Genomic DNA, 16,596 nt, shown 5'->3' with positions numbered 1-16,596 from the left:
CGGTTCCGGCCGGATTGCGGTCCGGGGAACCCTGATCCGTGCTTGGATTGATCCATGACAACCGTCCCCGCCCGCCCGCCGCTGGTCCGCCGCAGCGACCGCTTTATTGCGGGTGTGTGCTCGGGTCTTGCCGCCCATCTGGGCTGGCCGATCCGGAACGTACGGGTGGCGATGGCCCTGGCTTCGCTCGCCGGCGGCGCCGGCGTCGTCTTCTATGCCTGGCTGTGGATTATGGTGCCCACCGCGGACGAAAGCGCCCGCCGGCAGGCGCGGCGGCCGGCATCGCCCATTGCACCGGCCGTGAGCCGGGAGCCCGTTCCTGACGCCGTTCCCCGGACGATGCCCCAGGCTGGCCCTGGCCTCATGCTGCCCGGAACGGCCCTGCCCGGAACGGCGCTGCCCGGAACGGCCGACGGCGGCCCTGGTGCGGTCAGCGCCCCTGCCGGTGGTTACCCGGCAGCAGCGGGGGAGGCTGCAGGGCATGCTTCCGACGTTGCCCGGCCCTGGTTCAGGTTCCGGGACATGCGCTATGGCAAGGAAATCCTGCTCGGCGTGGGGCTCCTCCTGGTGGCGGCGATCCTGATCGCCCAGCTCCTGGGTGTGGACGTTCCCCTGGGCACACTGATTCCGGCGGCGGCAGTTCTGGGCGGGGCCTCCATCGCCTGGATGCAGCTGGATGAAACCAGGCGTGCCGGGCTCGTGGACAAAACGAAGGCGGACCAGGCCGGCGGCTGGGCCCGGCTCGCGGCGGGCCTGGCGCTGGTGGTGGCGGGCGTTCTGGTGATGGTGTCGGGCTCCGGTTCCTGGGAGCAGACCTGGCTGGCGCTGCTGGCGTCCGTGGCTGTCCTGGGCGGGGTGGTGCTGGTCCTGCTGCCGTGGGCGCTGAAGTTCTGGCGCGACCTGGAAGCCGAGCGTGCCGGCCGGATCCGGGAAACCGAGCGCGCCGAGATCGCCGCCCATCTTCACGACTCCGTGCTGCAAACGCTGGCGCTTATCCAGCGGCGGGCAGCCAATGAGCACGACGTCGTCCGGCTGGCCCGTGCCCAGGAGCGGGAGCTGCGGGGCTGGCTGTTTGAGGATCCGGGCAAGGACGCCGGGCAGTTGTCGGACCGGATCAAGGCTGTAGCCGCCGAAGTGGAGGACCTGCTGGGCAACGCCGTCGAGGTGGTCAGCGTGGGGGATACTGCCGTCACGGAAGGCCATGAAGCGCTGATCCAGGCCAGCCGCGAGGCCATGCTGAACGCGTCCCGCCACGGCGGCGGCACCGTCTCGGTCTACCTGGAAGCAGCCGGCGGACGCGCTGAAGTCTTCGTCAAGGACCGGGGCCCGGGCTTTGAACTGCAGGACGTGCCGGAGGACCGGCTCGGGGTGCGGGAATCCATCATCGGCCGGATGAACCGGCACGGCGGCACGGCCGCGATCACCAGTACCAGTGAAGGCACGGAGGTGCGGCTGGGTTTCCCCGCCGCTCCGCAGGACAGCACGGAAGGCAAGCCATGAACGCAACGCAGGGAGCCGGTACCGGTCCCGTCCGAACCGCCAGGTCCGCCCGGGTGGTGATCGTGGACGACCATGCGATTTTCCGCTCCGGCCTGAAGGCGGACCTGGACCCCAGTATCCAGGTGGTGGGCGAGGCGGCGACCGTGGAGCAGGCCATCGCCGTGATCGCGCAGGAGCGCCCGGACGTGGTGCTGCTGGACGTCCACCTCCCCGGTGGCCTTGGCGGCGGAGGCCGTGAAGTCATTGCCGGCTCCGCTGCCCTGCTGTCCTCTACCAAGTTCCTTGCCCTCAGCGTCTCGGACGCGGCCGAGGACGTTGTGGCAGTGATCCGGGCGGGAGCGCGCGGCTACGTTACCAAGACCATCTCGGGGGCAGAGATCACCGACGCCGTATATCGGGTTGCCGGTGGGGACGCCGTTTTCTCGCCGCGGCTGGCAGGCTTCGTCCTGGACGCCTTTGGAACCGCCCCCGCAGACATCGCCGACGACGAACTGGACAAGCTCTCCGCCCGGGAGCTCGAGGTCATGCGCCTCATCGCCCGCGGCTACAGCTACAAGGAAGTGGCCAAGGAGCTGTTCATCAGCATCAAGACGGTAGAAACCCACGTGTCCGCCGTGCTCCGCAAGCTGCAGCTCTCCAGCAGGCACGAACTCACCAAGTGGGCCGCCGAACGTCGCCTCCTCTAACCCCCCCAAACGCTCTCCCACTTAACGCGGGCTTTTTCCCAACGCTCGATCACCTAACGCGGGCTTTTCCCCGACGCTCTATCACTCAATGGGCATTAACCCGGAACGCCCTATCACCTTCCGGGCCTTAAACCCGAACGCTCTGTCACTCTCCCGAAGAGAGTGACAGAGCGTTCGGGTTTTTCCTGCCGGAGGTGATAGAGCGTTCGGGTTTTTCCGGCGGGAGGTGATAGAGCGTTGGGGTTTTTCCGGCGGTAAGTGATGGAGCGTTGGGGTTTTTTCCGCGTTAAGTGAGAGAGCGTCCTACTGGGCCTTGCCCAGGAAGTCCTGCAGGCGCTGCACGCCGGTGGCGAGGTCCTCGTCACCGAGGGCGTAGGAGAGGCGCAGGTAGCCGGACGGGCCGAACGCCTCGCCCGGAACCACTGCCACCTCAACCTCATCCAGGATCAGGGCTGCGAGCTCGGCGGAGGTCTGCGGGGTGGCGGTGCCGGACGCCGTCGGGAATTCCTTGCCCAGCAGCGCGCGGACGTCCGCGTACACGTAGAAGGCGCCCTTCGGCGTCGGGCATTCCACACCCTCTATGGCGTTCAGGCCGGCGACGATGGCCTTGCGGCGGCGGTCAAAGGCGACCTTCATCTCGTCCACAGCGGTCAGAGGTCCGGAGACGGCGGCGAGGGCGGCGACCTGGGGAATGTTGGAGACGTTGGACGTCGCGTGGGACTGCAGGTTGGTGGCGGCCTTGATGACGTCGGCGGGACCGATCATCCAGCCCACCCGCCAGCCGGTCATGGCGTAGGTCTTGGCTACGCCATTGAGGATGACCACCTTGTCGCCCAGTTCCGGGGCAGCGGTGGCGATGGAGGTGAAGGGGACGCCGTCGTAGGTCAGGTGCTCGTAAATTTCATCCGTGACAACCCACAGGCCCTTCGCCGCGGCCCACTTGCCGATCTCCGCCACCTGCTCGGGTGAGTAGACGGAGCCGGTGGGGTTCGACGGCGAAACGAAGAGTAGGATCTTCGTCCTGTCGGTCACCGCTGCTTCCAGCTGCTCCACCGTCACCAGGTAGTCCTGCTCCGGGCCGGCAAACACCTCCACGGGTACCCCGCCTGCGAGCCGGATGGCCTCCGGGTAGGTGGTCCAGAACGGGGTGGGGACGATAACTTCATCGCCTGGATCGACCAGCGTGGCGAAGGTGTTGTAGACGGCCTGCTTGCCGCCGTTGGTCACCAGGACCTGGGAAGCGTCAACGGTGTAACCGGAGTCCCTCAGGGTCTTCTCGGCGATGGCCTTCTTCAGCTCGGGCAGCCCGCCCGCGGGGGAGTAGCGGTGGTATTTGGGCTGGCTTGCCGCCTCGATGGCCGCCTGGACGATGTAGTCCGGGGTGGGGAAATCCGGTTCGCCCGCGCCGAAACCAATAACCGGCCGGCCTGCTGCCTTCAGCGCCTTTGCCTTGGCATCAACGGCAAGGGTTGCGGATTCGGCAATAGCGGAAATGCGTTGGGAAACGCGGGCGGCAGACATGGCAGGTCCGTTCTTCGCTTGCAGCCCGGAGGCTGGAATGTGGGTTTCGACGTGATCTACTCTATGCTGTTCACCGGACCCTCCGGGTTGCCGGTTTTGATTTGTGACTGCCTGCCAGTCAGGGTCATTCCTGGCCATCGGGAAGGGCTGGAAAAGGACTGGTTTTACGAACGCGAAGTTGTTGCGTAGACTGGTTCATCGGTGTTGAAAACACGGATGATGACGTGCGCCCCAGTGCAAGCTGGCGGTTTGTCGTCGGAGCGTGGAATTCACTCCATAGGGTAGTGGCGCAATTGGTAGCGCAGCGGTCTCCAAAACCGCAGGTTGCAGGTTCGAGTCCTGTCTGCCCTGCGCAAGCTGCCCCGGACAAAAATCCGGGGCAAGCGCAGCAACCATGGTTCTGATCAGGGCCGGGTAATCCAACATTGCAAAGATGAGCGAGGACCAGGTGACCGAAACAGCTGCCAGCAGCTCCAAGGGCCGCCCAGCTAAGAAGGAAGCCAAGGCAAACTTCTTCGCCCGCATTGCACTCTTCATCCGCCAGATCATCGGCGAGTTGAAGAAAGTTGTTGCACCAACCCGCAAGGAATTGATCAACTACACGCTCGTGGTGCTGGTGTTCGTTGGCATCATGATGATCATCGTCAGCCTGCTGGACCTCGGTTTTGGAACCGCTGTCAGCTGGATCTTCGGCGGTAGCGTCCCCACGGACAGCTAGGCTGAACCGTCCGCAGGCCGCGTGTTCCATCCGGGAAACCGGAGGGGAACAGCGGTGTGCGGAATTGAGCCATTTAAATAGGCATGTTAGGCAATGAGGAAGCAGGAGACCAAGTGTCTGAGCAGGAGCTCGAGGTAACCGAGACTGAGCTGGAAGAGTCCGCGGACATCACGGCAGAAGCCGGTGACGAGTCTGAGGTTGAGTCCTCCGCGCCCGAAGCCAGCGACGCCGAGTCTGAAGACGCGGAGGCGGACGACGCCGGCTCCGAGGAAGAGTCAGCTGACGCCCTCGCAGCTGCCGCCGCCAAGGCCGACGTTGACCCCGCCGAGGAATTCAAGGCCAAGCTGCGCCGCCAGGAAGGTGACTGGTACGTCATCCACTCCTACGCCGGATACGAAAACCGCGTGAAGGCCAACCTTGAAACCCGCATCCAGACCCTGGACATGGAAGATTACATCTTCGAGATCCAGGTGCCCATGGAAGAAGTCGTTGAGATCAAGAACGCCCAGCGCAAGGTCATCAACCGCGTCCGCATCCCCGGCTACGTGCTGGTCCGCATGGACCTGACCGACGCCTCCTGGGGCGCCGTCCGCCACACCCCCGGCGTCACCGGCTTCGTGGGCAACGCCCACAATCCCGTGCCGCTGCGCCTGGACGAGGTCTTCTCCATGCTCGCTCCCGTTTTCGAGGAAGAGCAGGCCGAGAAGGGCAAGCCGGTCAACAAGCAGAACCAGGCTCCCGTAGACGTCGATTTCGAGGTCGGCGAGTCCGTCATCGTCAAGGAAGGCCCGTTCGAGACCCTTCCCGCCACGATCTCCGAGATCAAGGTCGAATCCCAGACCCTCGTGGTGCTGGTTTCCATCTTCGAGCGCGAAACGCCGGTCACCCTGGCGTTCAACCAGGTCACCAAGATCTGACAACCCAAGAATTCGTCCCGGCGCTGCCTGCTTTAGCAGCACCGGAACGGCCGGCCGCCTTGCCATGGCGGCCAGAAACCTGAGGCACGCTCCTGTGTCCCAGGACGTTATTGAGAGAAGGACCCTACATTGGCTCCCAAGAAGAAGGTCACCGGCCTCATCAAGCTGCAGATCCAGGCAGGTGCCGCTAACCCGGCTCCGCCGATCGGTCCTGCGCTTGGCCAGCACGGTGTCAACATCATGGAATTCTGCAAGGCGTACAACGCTGCGACGGAAGCCCAGCGCGGAAACGTCATCCCCGTGGAAATCACGGTCTACGAGGACCGTTCCTTCACGTTCATCACCAAGACCCCGCCGGCTGCAGAGCTCATCAAGAAGGCTGCAGGCGTCGCCAAGGGTTCAGCTACCCCGCACACCGTCAAGGTTGCCAAGCTGACCCAGGCACAGGTCAACGAGATCGCTTCCACCAAGATGGAAGACCTCAACGCCACCAGCCTCGAAGGCGCAGCGAAGATCATCGCCGGCACCGCCCGCTCCATGGGCATCACCGTCGAGGGTTAATCCCCCCGCTGCCACATGTCGGGTTCGGGAAACCGATCACGACGACGGGCGGCACCGCCGGGCAACCGGCACCATTGCCGTATAAGCGGCACAAACCGACAATGTTGGGAACCGGGCACGGATAACGAGTCCGCTCACCAACTGTGGCAGGGCCCAGCGCGGTCCGCAGACCACAACTGCACAAGGAGAAATAAGCAGCATGGCAAAGCGCAGCAAAGCATATGAGGCAGCAGCCGCCAAGATCGACGCGGAGAAGTTCTACGCGCCGTTCGAGGCAGTAACGCTGGCCAAGGACACCAACCCGTCCAAGTTCGACGCCACCGTTGAGGTTGCATTCCGCCTCGGCGTCGACCCCCGCAAGGCTGACCAGATGGTCCGCGGCACCGTCAACCTGCCCCACGGCACCGGTAAGACTGCCCGCGTCCTGGTCTTCGCCACGGGTGACAAGGCTGAGGCAGCAATCGCTGCCGGCGCCGACTTCGTTGGTTCCGATGACCTGATAGAAAAGATCGCAGCCGGCTGGACCGACTTCGATGCCGCCGTCGCCACCCCTGACCTCATGGGCAAGGTTGGCCGCCTCGGTAAGGTCCTGGGCCCGCGTAACCTGATGCCGAACCCGAAGACGGGCACCGTGACCCCTGACGTCACCAAGGCTGTCAATGACATCAAGGGTGGAAAGATCGACTTCCGCGTCGACAAGCACTCCAACCTGCACTTCATCATCGGGAAGGTGTCCTTCGACGCCCTCAAGCTGGCTGAGAACTACGCAGCAGCACTGGAAGAGGTGCTTCGCCTGAAGCCGTCCGCTTCCAAGGGTCGCTACATCCAGAAGGCCACCGTTGCCACCACCTTCGGTCCCGGCATCTCGGTGGACCCGAACGTCACCAAGGTTCTGACCGAGGCCTAAATCCTCGTGTGAAGCAACCGCAGCGGATCCTTCCGTTGCAAACAAAACCGCCCGGCACCCGTGCCGGGCGGTTTTTGTTTAAGCCATGAAAATGCCCGGAGGGGCAGGGTCTTGCCTAAGCTGGAGAAATGGCCGAACCGGATGTGGATCCAACCCTGGATGGAACCGGTGCGTTGGCAATAACCGAAGTGGACGTCCTGCAGTCCGGCGGCGAAACAGGTGCTGGTGCCCGCCACGTGACTGCCGAGTTTGAGCAGTGCCACGCCCTGCGGGTGGCCCACGAACAGGCTGCCTGGGGCAACCTGGACCGCTGCCCCACCCTGCAGGAGGCGGCAGAGTTCTGGCAGGGCAACGAGTACGAGGAACGGCGCCTGTACCTGGCCAGGCTTGGCGCCGACATAGTGGGCATGTGCTCGGTGACGCTCCCGCTGCGCGAGAACACGAATACCGCTGGAATCGATGTCCTGGTTGCTCCTGCCCGCCGGCGCCAAGGACTGGGCCGGGCCCTGCTCAAGCACGCCGAAGCAGTCGCACGGGAACGTGGCAGGACGTCCCTTGACGCCCATCACGAGGTGCCGTTGGAGGCTGCGAAAGGCTCGGCCATGCTGCCGGCGAAATCAGGCGCCGGTAGCCTGCCGCTGGACGAGCCCGCAGTGGCCTTTGCTGTTGCTGCCGGCTATGAGCTGGAGCAGGTGGAGCGGTCCAGCCGCATCGCCCTGCCGGTGCTGCCGGAACTGTTGGACCAGTTGGAGGCCGATGCCTCCGCCAAGGCAGCGGCATACTCCATCACGGGCTGGGACGACCACTGCCCTGAGGACCTCGTGCACGCCTATGCCCAGCTCAAAGCCACCATGAGCACTGACGTTCCCATCGCCGGACTGGACTGGGAACGTGAGGACTGGGACGTCGCCAGGGTCCGGGAAGAAGAGGACACTCTGATCCGCAGCGGCGTCCAATCAGTAGTGACGGCAGCCCGGCACCGGGAGACAGGACAACTGGCGGCCTACACCGTCCTGAACTGGCGCGCAGGTGTGCCTGACTCCATCGTCCAACAGGACACCTTGGTCACCTCACAACACCGCGGCCGCCGCCTGGGCATGCTGACCAAAGTGGCAAACCTGCGGCGGGCCCAGAGCCGGTGGCCGCAGGCGCGGTCGGTGCTGACATGGAATGCCAACGAAAACCAACATATGCTGGCCATAAATATTGCACTTGGATTCAAGCCCGCAGGTTATGAAGGCGAGTGGCAGAAACGGCTGGGATGATTCGCCTATGGCAAAAGACGTGAAGATCGAGCAGCTTTGGATTCCCGACTCACTGGACGCGCCGGACGCAGCGGACTTCCTCGCCGCCGTCGAGGTGGGGCGGAAAGTCAGGATGCAGACTTGGGGCAGTGACGACCTCGCCTATGGTCCCCTGGAGAAGTTGCTCGAGTTCCAGGACCCGTACGAGCGCCAGCTGATTCTCGTAGCCAAGGTGGACGGGGACATCGTGGGGACCGTCGATATCGCCCTGCCCTTGACTGACAACCTGGACCTGGCCGAATTCACCCTCGACATCCTCCCCGAGTTCCAGCGCCAGGGAGTGGGCCGCCGGCTCCTCCAGGCCGCCGAACAGCTGGTCCGCGGCGAGGGGCGCACCATGATCCTGGTGGACACCAACCACCCGGGTGCTTCCCTCCATGAATTCGAACGCGCCCAGTTGGTGCCGGGCTCTGGCCAGGGCTTCGTTCCACTGGAGAGCCGCGAAGTGGAGTTCGCGCAGCGGACCGGCTACACGCTTCAGCACATTGAGCAGTTCAGTGCGTGCACGCTGCCGCTGGACACAAAGCTCGTGGCCGACCTGCAGGCCGAGGCAGACGAGGCCAACAACGGCCGCTACCGGCTGCACCATTGGACGGACCGCTGCCCGGACCAGTGGCTGGAGGCCGTCGCAGCACTCGAGAACCAGGCAGGGGCCGACGTCGATCCCGCCTTGGACCTGCCGGTTGAGCAGGACATGGTGCTCGACGGCGCCATCCTCCGGGAGGCTGAAGAGGTTGCCATTGCGCAGGGCAGGCGGACGGTGGTCACCGCCGTCGAGCACCTCGCCTCCGGAACGCTTGTGGGCCTAACCACCATCACGGTACTGGCGCACCGCGCCGACGTCGTTTTTCAGGACGACACACTGGTGCTGCAGGAGCACCGGGGGAACAAGCTGGGCCTGCTGATCAAGGTGGCCAACATGGAGCGGCTCACCGAGCAGTTTCCCGATGCGCGGGTCATCTACACCTGGAACGCCCCGGAAAACCGGTACCTCCTGACCGTCAACCAGCAGCTGGGCTTCCAGACAGCCGGCGTTACGGGGATTTGGCAAAAGGAGCTCCCGCACGGGCACACCAGCACCAGCTGAGGGCCGGATTTGGCGGACCGGGGGACCTCCCCGTAGACTTGAAGGACCAAAGACCGTCGGTTGTTGGAAATCCACTCTCCCGAGCATGGCTCAACTCTGCAGTTGTGCGCGGGAGAAGCAGTGGCTTTCTGGACGAAGGACCCTCAACGTAGGGCGGCCGGCGCAGGTGAACGAAGCAAAGCTCCAGGGAATATCCGTGTTGAGCCAAGCCCCGTGCATCTGCGCGGGGCGTTTTTAGTTTTAGCTCATCTGAGCGGGGACCGTCGCATACCGGCACTATCCCCGGAAGGAGGGTTATGGCAACGCCTACCAAGGTTTCAGCAGTAGCTGAGATCACTAACGATTTCAAGGAATCGAACGCCGCTGTCCTGACCGAATACCGCGGGCTCACCGTTGCACAGCTCAAGCAGCTGCGTGTTTCTCTCGGCCAGGACACCAAGTTCGCGGTCGTCAAGAACACCCTGACCGCCATTGCAGCCAAGGAAGCCGGTGTTGAAGCATTCAACGACCAGCTCTCCGGCCCCACTGCAATCGCGTTCATTAAGGGTGACGCAGTTGCCGCTGCCAAGAGCCTGACGGATTTTGCCAAGACCAACAAGCAGCTGGTCATCAAGACCGGTTACTTTGAGGGCAAGGCACTGAACGCCAGCGAGGTTGCCGCACTGGCAGCGCTCGAGTCCCGTGAGCTGCAGCTCGCCAAGGTTGCGGGCGTCCTCAAGGCACCCGCCGCCGCCGCTGTACGCATCATTGACGCACTGCGACTCAAGCTTGAAGAAGAGAACGGTGCACCGGCAGTTGCCGAGGCGCCTGCCGCTGAAGAAGCTGCTGCTGATGCTCCCGCTGCCGAAGCAGAAGCTCCTGCAGCTGAAGCTCCCGCAGCCGAAGAGAACTAATTCTCTTTACCCCACAAGACTCCGGTGTGAAGCATGGCTCCGTGCCGCTGAACACCACAACAGGAAGGACGCCTACCATGGCGAAGCTCACCAACGAAGAGCTGCTTGAAGCTTTCAAGGAACTGACCATCATCGAGCTCTCCGAGTTCGTCAAGCTCTTCGAAGAGACTTTCGAAGTTACCGCTGCTGCTGTTGCCGTTGCAGGCCCCGCCGGTGGCGGCGCCGCTGAAGAAGCTGAAGAGCAGACCGAATTCGACGTCGTTCTCGAAGCTGCCGGCGACAAGAAGATCGCAGTGATCAAGGAAGTTCGCGCCATCACTTCCCTGGGCCTCAAGGAAGCCAAGGACGTTGTCGACAGCGCTCCCAAGGCCGTCCTCGAGGGCGTCACCAAGGAAGCTGCCGAGAAGGCCAAGGATCAGCTCGAAGCTGCCGGCGCCCGCGTTACCGTCAAGTAACAACGCCTTTTCCTCGAAAAGCCCCGTCCACGTTTGTGGGCGGGGCTTTTTGCGTTCCCCAACTAAGTAGCGCTATGTGTCGTTTTGAGGGTCCAAAACGACACTTGCTGGTACTTAGTTGGGCGGCCCCGTCAGCCGGGGTCGCTGATGTCCGCGACGACGGCGCGAAGCGCACCGGTAAGGGCATCGGCATCCACGAAGGCGCTGTAGCCGTGGGCACCTGCGCCCATCGAGATCCTGCGTCCCGTGATGGTGGCATCGGCGTACACGGGCCAGCTGTTGGTGCTGCCCAGCGGGGTGATGGTGCCGCGTTCGTAGCCGGTTGCGTCCAGGGCCACGTCCGCGGGCGGCAGGGAGAGCTTGTTGACGCCCACGAGGTTCCGGAGCTTGGGCCAGGAGATCTGGCGGTCGCCGGGGATCAGTGCAAAGAGGAACGAACCGTCCTTGTGTTTGACCACCAGCGACTTCACGATGTCCGCAGGCGTAATTCCCAGGATGCCGGCCGCCTCCTCCAGGCTTTTGGCGGCCGGCCTTTCCACCACCTCGACCTGCAGGCCGCGCGCTGCGGCGTCGGCCAGGAACCTGTCCCGGCCGGCGCCGCTTTGACTGCCCGCTCCACTGTTAGCGCCGGCGCCGCGGTGGGTTTCGCTGCCGCCGGTCCCGGTGCCGTCAGCCCTGGCTGCGTCCGCCATCAGTCGCGGTACAGCAGGAGGGCTTCGCCCTGCCCGCCGCCCCCGCACAGGGACACGGCGGCTTTGCCTGTTCCGCGTCGCTTGAGTTCGTGCGCGGCATGGACCGCCAGGCGGGCCCCCGACGCGCCGATGGGGTGGCCCAGGGCGATGGCCCCGCCGTGGATGTTGCACTTTTCAAGGGGGTAGTCCAGGTCCTGCAGCGACTGCACTGCCACGGACCCGAACGCTTCATTGATCTCAATGAAGTCCAAATCGGCGGTGGTCCAGCCCGCCCGCCCCAGGGCGTTCTTGATGGCGTTGGACGGCTGGGAGTGCAGCGAGTTGTCCGGCCCGGCAACCTGCCCGGGCTTGCCGACAATCGCCAGGTATTCGAGCCCGTTCTCCTCGGCAAAGGCCCGGGAGGAGAGGACCAGGGCCGCGGCTCCGTCGGACAGGGGAGAGGAGTTGCCGGCGGTGATGGTGCCGTCCGTGACGAAGGCCGCCCGCAGCCCGGCCAGGGACTCAACGGAGGCGTTGGGCCGGACACCTTCATCAGTGGCGACCACCAGGGGATCGCCTTTGCGCTGCTTGACGCTGAGGGGAACGATTTCGTCGTCGAAGGTGCCGTTCTTTGCGGCCAGCGCGGCACGCTGGTGCGACTGGGCGGCCACGTTGTCCTGGGAAGTCCTGTCGATCCCCAGCGTGAGGTTCCGGGTTTCGGTGGACAGGCCCATTGACTGCCCGTCAAAGGCATCCGTGAGCCCATCGTGGGCAGCTGCGTCCAGGGCCTGGATGGAGCCGTAGGTCCACCCCTGCCGTGAGCCGGGCAGCAAGTGCGGTGCCCGGGTCATGGACTCCTGACCTCCTGCCACCACCACCGCTGCCTCGCCGCCGCGGATCATCCGGGCGGCGTCGATCACCGCGGTCAGCCCGGACAGGCAGACCTTGTTTACGGTGACGGCAGGAACATTCCAGGGGATGCCGGCGCCGATGGAGCTCTGCCGTGCAGGGTTCTGGCCGGCACCGGCCTGTAGCACCTGTCCCATGATGACCGATTCCACCTGGCCGGCGTCCACCCCGCTCGCCGCCAGGGCTGCCTTGATGGCATGTGCCCCGAGCTCGACGGCGGTAAAAGGCGCCAGCTGGCCGTTGATGCGCCCCTGAGGCGTACGAACTGCTGCGAGGATGACAACGTCAGTGTTGTCTGCGGAGTTGCCCATGTTTATCTCTTCCGTTCTGATCCGTTGTAGGCCACCAAGGCTATCGTGACGCCGGTCACCTATCTATTCAAACGCCCCGGCCGCTATGTGCATTCCGCGCAGTGCCCGGTTCCGGGGCCCACGCCCAGCCCCCGGCAACGGCGGGGGAGAAGCGCGACTGACGCGCCGCCGTCGTACGGCCCAGGGGGAGCCGCTCCAAGGGATACGGAAGTAGCTGCGAACTCTGCCATGGCTCGCGGAGCACACGCCATCCCGGGCCGTCGCGGCGTCACCTGCGGCTTTAGAGCCGTCGCCCGGAAACGGCCCGCAAAACCGGTGCTTGCAATCGGGCCCGATGTGGGGTAGACATGTAGGTTATTTTGCCGTATCGTAGATATTTGCGTCTTCCCTGTTTACCTTCAGCCTTCATATAGCGGTGGGCTTTCGCCTGGCAGCTGGCAATCAACGTGCCGTCAACAACGTCACAGCATTGTCAGCACCGGCCCCGGGTCATATAGCGGAACCGGATGGTAGCACTGCGGAGCATTCCGCAGGGTGCACAGCGGGGGAGATCTGAAAACGCCTGAAGGTCTGTGGAAGGATCCCTCTTGGTCGCCTCGAGCACCTCTAATAACGAAACCGCTAACACCGCCGACAGCACTGATGGTGCCACTCGCCGGCTCTCATTCGCAAAGATTCACGAACCTCTTGACGTTCCGAATCTGCTTGCCCTCCAGACGGACAGCTTCGACTGGCTGGTCGGAAACGAACGCTGGCAGGCACGCGTAGCGAAGGCTGTCGAAGAAAACGATCTTAGCGTCGCCACCACGTCCGGTCTTTCGGACATCTTCGAAGAGATCTCCCCGATTGAGGACTTCCAGGGCACCATGTCCCTGAGCTTCTCCGATCCGGAGTTCGCCGACCCGAAGTACACCATGGCCGAGTGCAAGGACCGGGACGCAACGTACTCGGCTCCGCTGTACGTCAAGGCCGAGTTCATGAACAACAACACGGGCGAGATCAAGCAGCAGACCGTGTTCATGGGCGACTTCCCGCTGATGACCGAGAAGGGTACCTTCGTGGTCAACGGCACCGAGCGTGTCGTCGTCTCCCAGCTGGTCCGTTCCCCGGGCGCCTACTTCGAGCGCGCCGCCGACAAGACCAGCGATAAGGACATCTTCACTGCGAAGATCATCCCGTCCCGCGGCGCCTGGTTCGAACTCGAAATCGACAAGCGCGACCAGGTGGGCGTTCGCCTCGACCGCAAGCGCAAGCAGTCGGTCACCGTCCTGCTGAAGGCCCTCGGCTGGACCGAAGGTCAGATCCTCGAAGAGTTCGGCCAGTACGACTCCATGCGGGCAACCCTGGAGAAGGACGCCACCGAGACCCGCGAAGACGCGTTGCTGGACATCTACCGGAAGCTGCGCCCGGGCGAGCCCCCCACCGTCGAGGCTGCCCAGTCACTGCTGGACAACCTGTACTTCAACTCCAAGCGCTACGATCTGGCCAAGGTTGGCCGCTACAAGATCAACCGCAAGCTTGGCATCGACCGCTCCCTTGGCGACACGGGAGCCTCGGTCCTGCACGTTGAAGACATCGTGGCCATGATCAAGTTCCTCGTCGCGCTGCACGCCGGCGAGAAGACCATCAAGGGCACCCGCGATGGCCAGGAAGTGGACCTGCGCGTCGAAATCGACGACATCGACCACTTCGGCAACCGCCGCATCCGCGCCGTTGGCGAGCTCATCGAGAACCAGGTCCGCACCGGCCTGTCCCGTATGGAGCGCGTTGTCCGTGAGCGTATGACCACCCAGGACGTCGAGGCCATCACGCCGCAGACCCTGATCAACATCCGCCCCGTGGTTGCAGCCATCAAGGAGTTCTTCGGAACCTCCCAGCTGTCGCAGTTCATGGACCAGAACAACCCGCTCTCGGGCCTGACCCACAAGCGCCGCCTGTCGGCCCTTGGCCCCGGTGGTCTGTCCCGTGACCGCGCCGGCATGGAAGTCCGTGACGTGCACCCGTCCCACTACGGACGTATGTGCCCCATCGAAACCCCTGAAGGCCCGAACATTGGTCTGATCGGTTCGCTGGCATCCTACGGACGCATCAACCCGTTCGGCTTCATCGAGACCCCGTACCGCCTGGTCAAAAACGGCGTCGTTTCCGACGACGTCCAGTACCTGACGGCCGACGACGAAGCTGAGGTGCTGATCGCCCAGGCCAACGCGCCGCTCGACGAGAACAAGAAGTTCGCCGAAGACACCGTCTTGGTGCGTGCCCGTGGTGGTGGAGGCGAGCCTGTGCTCGTTCCCGCCGAGGACGTTGAGTTCATGGACGTTTCCCCGCGCCAGATGGTGTCCGTGGCTACCGCCCTGATCCCGTTCCTCGAGCACGACGATGCAAACCGTGCACTCATGGGTGCCAACATGCAGCGCCAGGCCGTGCCGTTGGTCCGTTCCGAGGCCCCGTTCGTGGGCACCGGCATGGAGCGCGCCGCAGCCGTCGACGCCGGTGACGTTGTCATCGCCAAGAAGGCCGGTGTGGTCACCGAGGTTTCCGCCGAGCTCGTCATCATGCTCAACGACGACGGCACGGAAACCAACTACCGCATCAACAAGTTCGCCCGCTCCAACCAGGGCAACTGCTACAACCACCGTGTCCTGGTAAACGAAGGCCAGCGCCTGGAAGTTGGCGGCATCATCGCCGACGGCCCGGCAACGGACCAGGGCGAGCTCGCCCTCGGTAAGAACCTGCTCGTGGCATTCATGTCATGGGAAGGCCACAACTTCGAGGACGCCATCATCCTCTCGCAGCGCATCGTTGCCGAGGACGTTCTTTCCTCCATCCACATCGAGGAGCACGAGATCGATGCCCGCGACACCAAGCTCGGTGCCGAGGAAATCACCCGTGACATCCCCAACGTGTCCGAGGAAGTACTGGCAGGCCTGGACGAGCGCGGCATCATCCACATCGGTGCCGAGGTTGAAGCAGGGGACATCCTGGTTGGAAAGGTCACCCCGAAGGGTGAAACCGAACTGACCCCGGAAGAGCGCCTGCTGCGCGCCATCTTCGGTGAGAAGTCCCGCGAAGTCCGCGACACCTCCCTCAAGGTGCCCCACGGCGAGTCCGGCACCGTCATCGGCGTGCGTGTCTTCGACCGCGACAACGACGACGAGCTGCCCCCGGGCGTGAACCAGCTGGTCCGCGTCTACGTGGCTGCCAAGCGTAAGATCACCGACGGCGACAAGCTCGCCGGCCGCCACGGCAACAAGGGTGTTATCTCCAAGATCCTCCCGATCGAGGACATGCCCTTCCTTGCCGACGGCACCCCCGTTGATATCGTCCTGAACCCGCTGGGTGTCCCGGGCCGTATGAACGTGGGCCAGGTGCTTGAAACGCACCTCGGCTGGGTTGCCAAGACCGGCTGGAAGATCGAAGGCGAGCCCGAGTGGGTCAAGCAGCTGCCGAACCTGCCGCGCGAGAGTGGCCAGACCACTGTTGCAACGCCGGTGTTCGACGGCGCCCGCGAAGAGGAAATCACGGGCCTGCTCGACTCCACCAACGTGACCCGCGACGGCGAACGCCTGATCAACTCCTCCGGCAAGACCCGTCTGTTCGACGGCCGCTCCGGCGAGCCGTTCCCGGATCCGATCTCGGTCGGCTACATGTACATCCTGAAGCTCCACCACCTGGTGGACGACAAGATCCACGCGCGTTCCACCGGCCCGTACTCCATGATCACGCAGCAGCCGCTGGGTGGTAAGGCACAGTTCGGTGGCCAGCGCTTCGGTGAAATGGAAGTGTGGGCGCTCGAAGCTTACGGCGCCGCCTACACGCTCCAGGAACTCCTCACGATCAAGTCTGATGACATCCACGGTCGTGTGAAGGTCTACGAAGCGATCGTCAAGGGCGAGAACATCCCCGAGCCGGGCGTTCCCGAGTCCTTCAAGGTCTTGATCAAGGAAATGCAGTCGCTGTGCCTGAACGTGGAAGTCCTCTCCACGGACGGAACCACAATTGAAATGCGTGACTCTGATGACGCAGTCTTCACCGCTGCGGAAGAACTGGGCATCGATCTGTCTCGTGCAGAGCCCAGTTCGGTAGAAGAGGTCTAGCAGGCGGGCGTACGACGGCGGGTGACTGCCCGCCGTCGTACCCCACCTCCCTCTTTCCG

The 16,596-nt window shown here is 64.0% G+C and carries 14 protein-coding genes and 1 tRNA gene; 12 read left to right on the top strand and 3 right to left on the bottom strand.

The genetic code is table 11. The features are described from left to right. Positions 1–54 precede the first annotated feature (54 nt). On the top strand, positions 55–1,500 hold the full coding sequence (locus M1D93_RS13975; protein ID WP_461172081.1) for an ATP-binding protein: 1,446 nt from the start codon (positions 55–57) through the stop codon (positions 1,498–1,500). Then, complete coding sequence (locus M1D93_RS13970) at positions 1,497–2,186, top strand: LuxR C-terminal-related transcriptional regulator (protein ID WP_461172080.1); 690 nt, start codon at positions 1,497–1,499, stop codon at positions 2,184–2,186. The genes M1D93_RS13975 and M1D93_RS13970 overlap by 4 nt, the downstream gene beginning before the upstream one ends. Positions 2,187–2,489: 303 nt before the next feature. On the opposite strand, the gene M1D93_RS13965 is transcribed toward M1D93_RS13970, so the two are convergent. Next, complete coding sequence (locus M1D93_RS13965) at positions 2,490–3,707, bottom strand: pyridoxal phosphate-dependent aminotransferase (RefSeq protein WP_461172079.1); 1,218 nt, start codon at positions 3,705–3,707, stop codon at positions 2,490–2,492. Between the two features lie 278 nt (positions 3,708–3,985). On the opposite strand from M1D93_RS13965, the gene M1D93_RS13960 reads away from it, so the two are divergent. The 9 genes from M1D93_RS13960 to rplL all read left to right on the top strand — a co-directional run bounded on the left by M1D93_RS13960 (position 3,986) and on the right by rplL (position 10,549). Beyond that, positions 3,986–4,058, top strand: a tRNA-Trp gene (locus M1D93_RS13960). 82 nt (positions 4,059–4,140) lie between these two features. Beyond that, positions 4,141–4,425: a preprotein translocase subunit SecE gene (gene secE, locus M1D93_RS13955; RefSeq protein ID WP_461172078.1), complete on the top strand. Its 285-nt coding sequence runs from the start codon at positions 4,141–4,143 to the stop codon at positions 4,423–4,425. Positions 4,426–4,538: 113 nt separating this feature from the next. Next, positions 4,539–5,342, top strand: coding sequence for a transcription termination/antitermination protein NusG (nusG, locus tag M1D93_RS13950; protein ID WP_461172077.1), 804 nt, complete (start codon positions 4,539–4,541; stop codon positions 5,340–5,342). 129 nt (positions 5,343–5,471) lie between these two features. Then, a complete protein-coding gene (rplK, locus tag M1D93_RS13945) occupies positions 5,472–5,903 on the top strand; it encodes a 50S ribosomal protein L11 (protein ID WP_003803853.1) in 432 nt (143 codons plus the stop codon). A 199-nt stretch (positions 5,904–6,102) separates the two neighbouring features. Continuing rightward, on the top strand, positions 6,103–6,810 hold the full coding sequence (rplA, locus tag M1D93_RS13940; protein WP_102975123.1) for a 50S ribosomal protein L1: 708 nt from the start codon (positions 6,103–6,105) through the stop codon (positions 6,808–6,810). Between the two features lie 128 nt (positions 6,811–6,938). After that, positions 6,939–8,075: a GNAT family N-acetyltransferase gene (locus tag M1D93_RS13935; RefSeq protein ID WP_461172076.1), complete on the top strand. Its 1,137-nt coding sequence runs from the start codon at positions 6,939–6,941 to the stop codon at positions 8,073–8,075. Positions 8,076–8,082: 7 nt separating this feature from the next. Next, entirely contained in the window at positions 8,083–9,201 is a 1,119-nt protein-coding gene (locus M1D93_RS13930; RefSeq protein ID WP_461172075.1) for a GNAT family N-acetyltransferase, read from the top strand. A gap of 296 nt (positions 9,202–9,497) precedes the next feature. Continuing rightward, the gene (gene rplJ / locus M1D93_RS13925; protein ID WP_461172074.1) at positions 9,498–10,094 is read left to right on the top strand and encodes a 50S ribosomal protein L10; all 597 of its coding nucleotides are present in this window, start codon (positions 9,498–9,500) and stop codon (positions 10,092–10,094) included. A gap of 77 nt (positions 10,095–10,171) precedes the next feature. Further along, positions 10,172–10,549, top strand: a complete 378-nt coding sequence (gene rplL, locus M1D93_RS13920) for a 50S ribosomal protein L7/L12 (protein WP_461172073.1) — start codon at positions 10,172–10,174, stop codon at positions 10,547–10,549. A 131-nt stretch (positions 10,550–10,680) separates the two neighbouring features. Here the strand turns inward: rplL and M1D93_RS13915 are convergent, their stop codons facing one another. Both M1D93_RS13915 and M1D93_RS13910 read right to left on the bottom strand, forming a co-directional pair. Next, the gene (locus M1D93_RS13915; protein ID WP_461172072.1) at positions 10,681–11,241 is read right to left on the bottom strand and encodes an aminoacyl-tRNA deacylase; all 561 of its coding nucleotides are present in this window, start codon (positions 11,239–11,241) and stop codon (positions 10,681–10,683) included. Next, positions 11,241–12,440 (bottom strand): acetyl-CoA C-acetyltransferase, encoded by a 1,200-nt coding sequence (locus tag M1D93_RS13910; RefSeq protein ID WP_461172071.1) that lies wholly within the window; start codon positions 12,438–12,440, stop codon positions 11,241–11,243. The genes M1D93_RS13915 and M1D93_RS13910 overlap by 1 nt, the downstream gene beginning before the upstream one ends. 587 nt (positions 12,441–13,027) lie before the next feature. Here M1D93_RS13910 and rpoB point away from each other — a divergent pair. Then, positions 13,028–16,537 carry a DNA-directed RNA polymerase subunit beta gene (gene rpoB, locus M1D93_RS13905; protein ID WP_461172070.1) on the top strand — a complete coding sequence of 1,170 codons (3,510 nt, stop codon included), beginning with the start codon at positions 13,028–13,030 and terminating at the stop codon, positions 16,535–16,537. The last annotated feature ends 59 nt before the right edge of the window (positions 16,538–16,596 follow it).

Source organism: Arthrobacter sp. Z1-9 (assembly GCF_054792695.1).
Note: the sequence above shows the minus strand (reverse complement) of the source record. Positions and strands in the feature narration are given on the sequence as shown.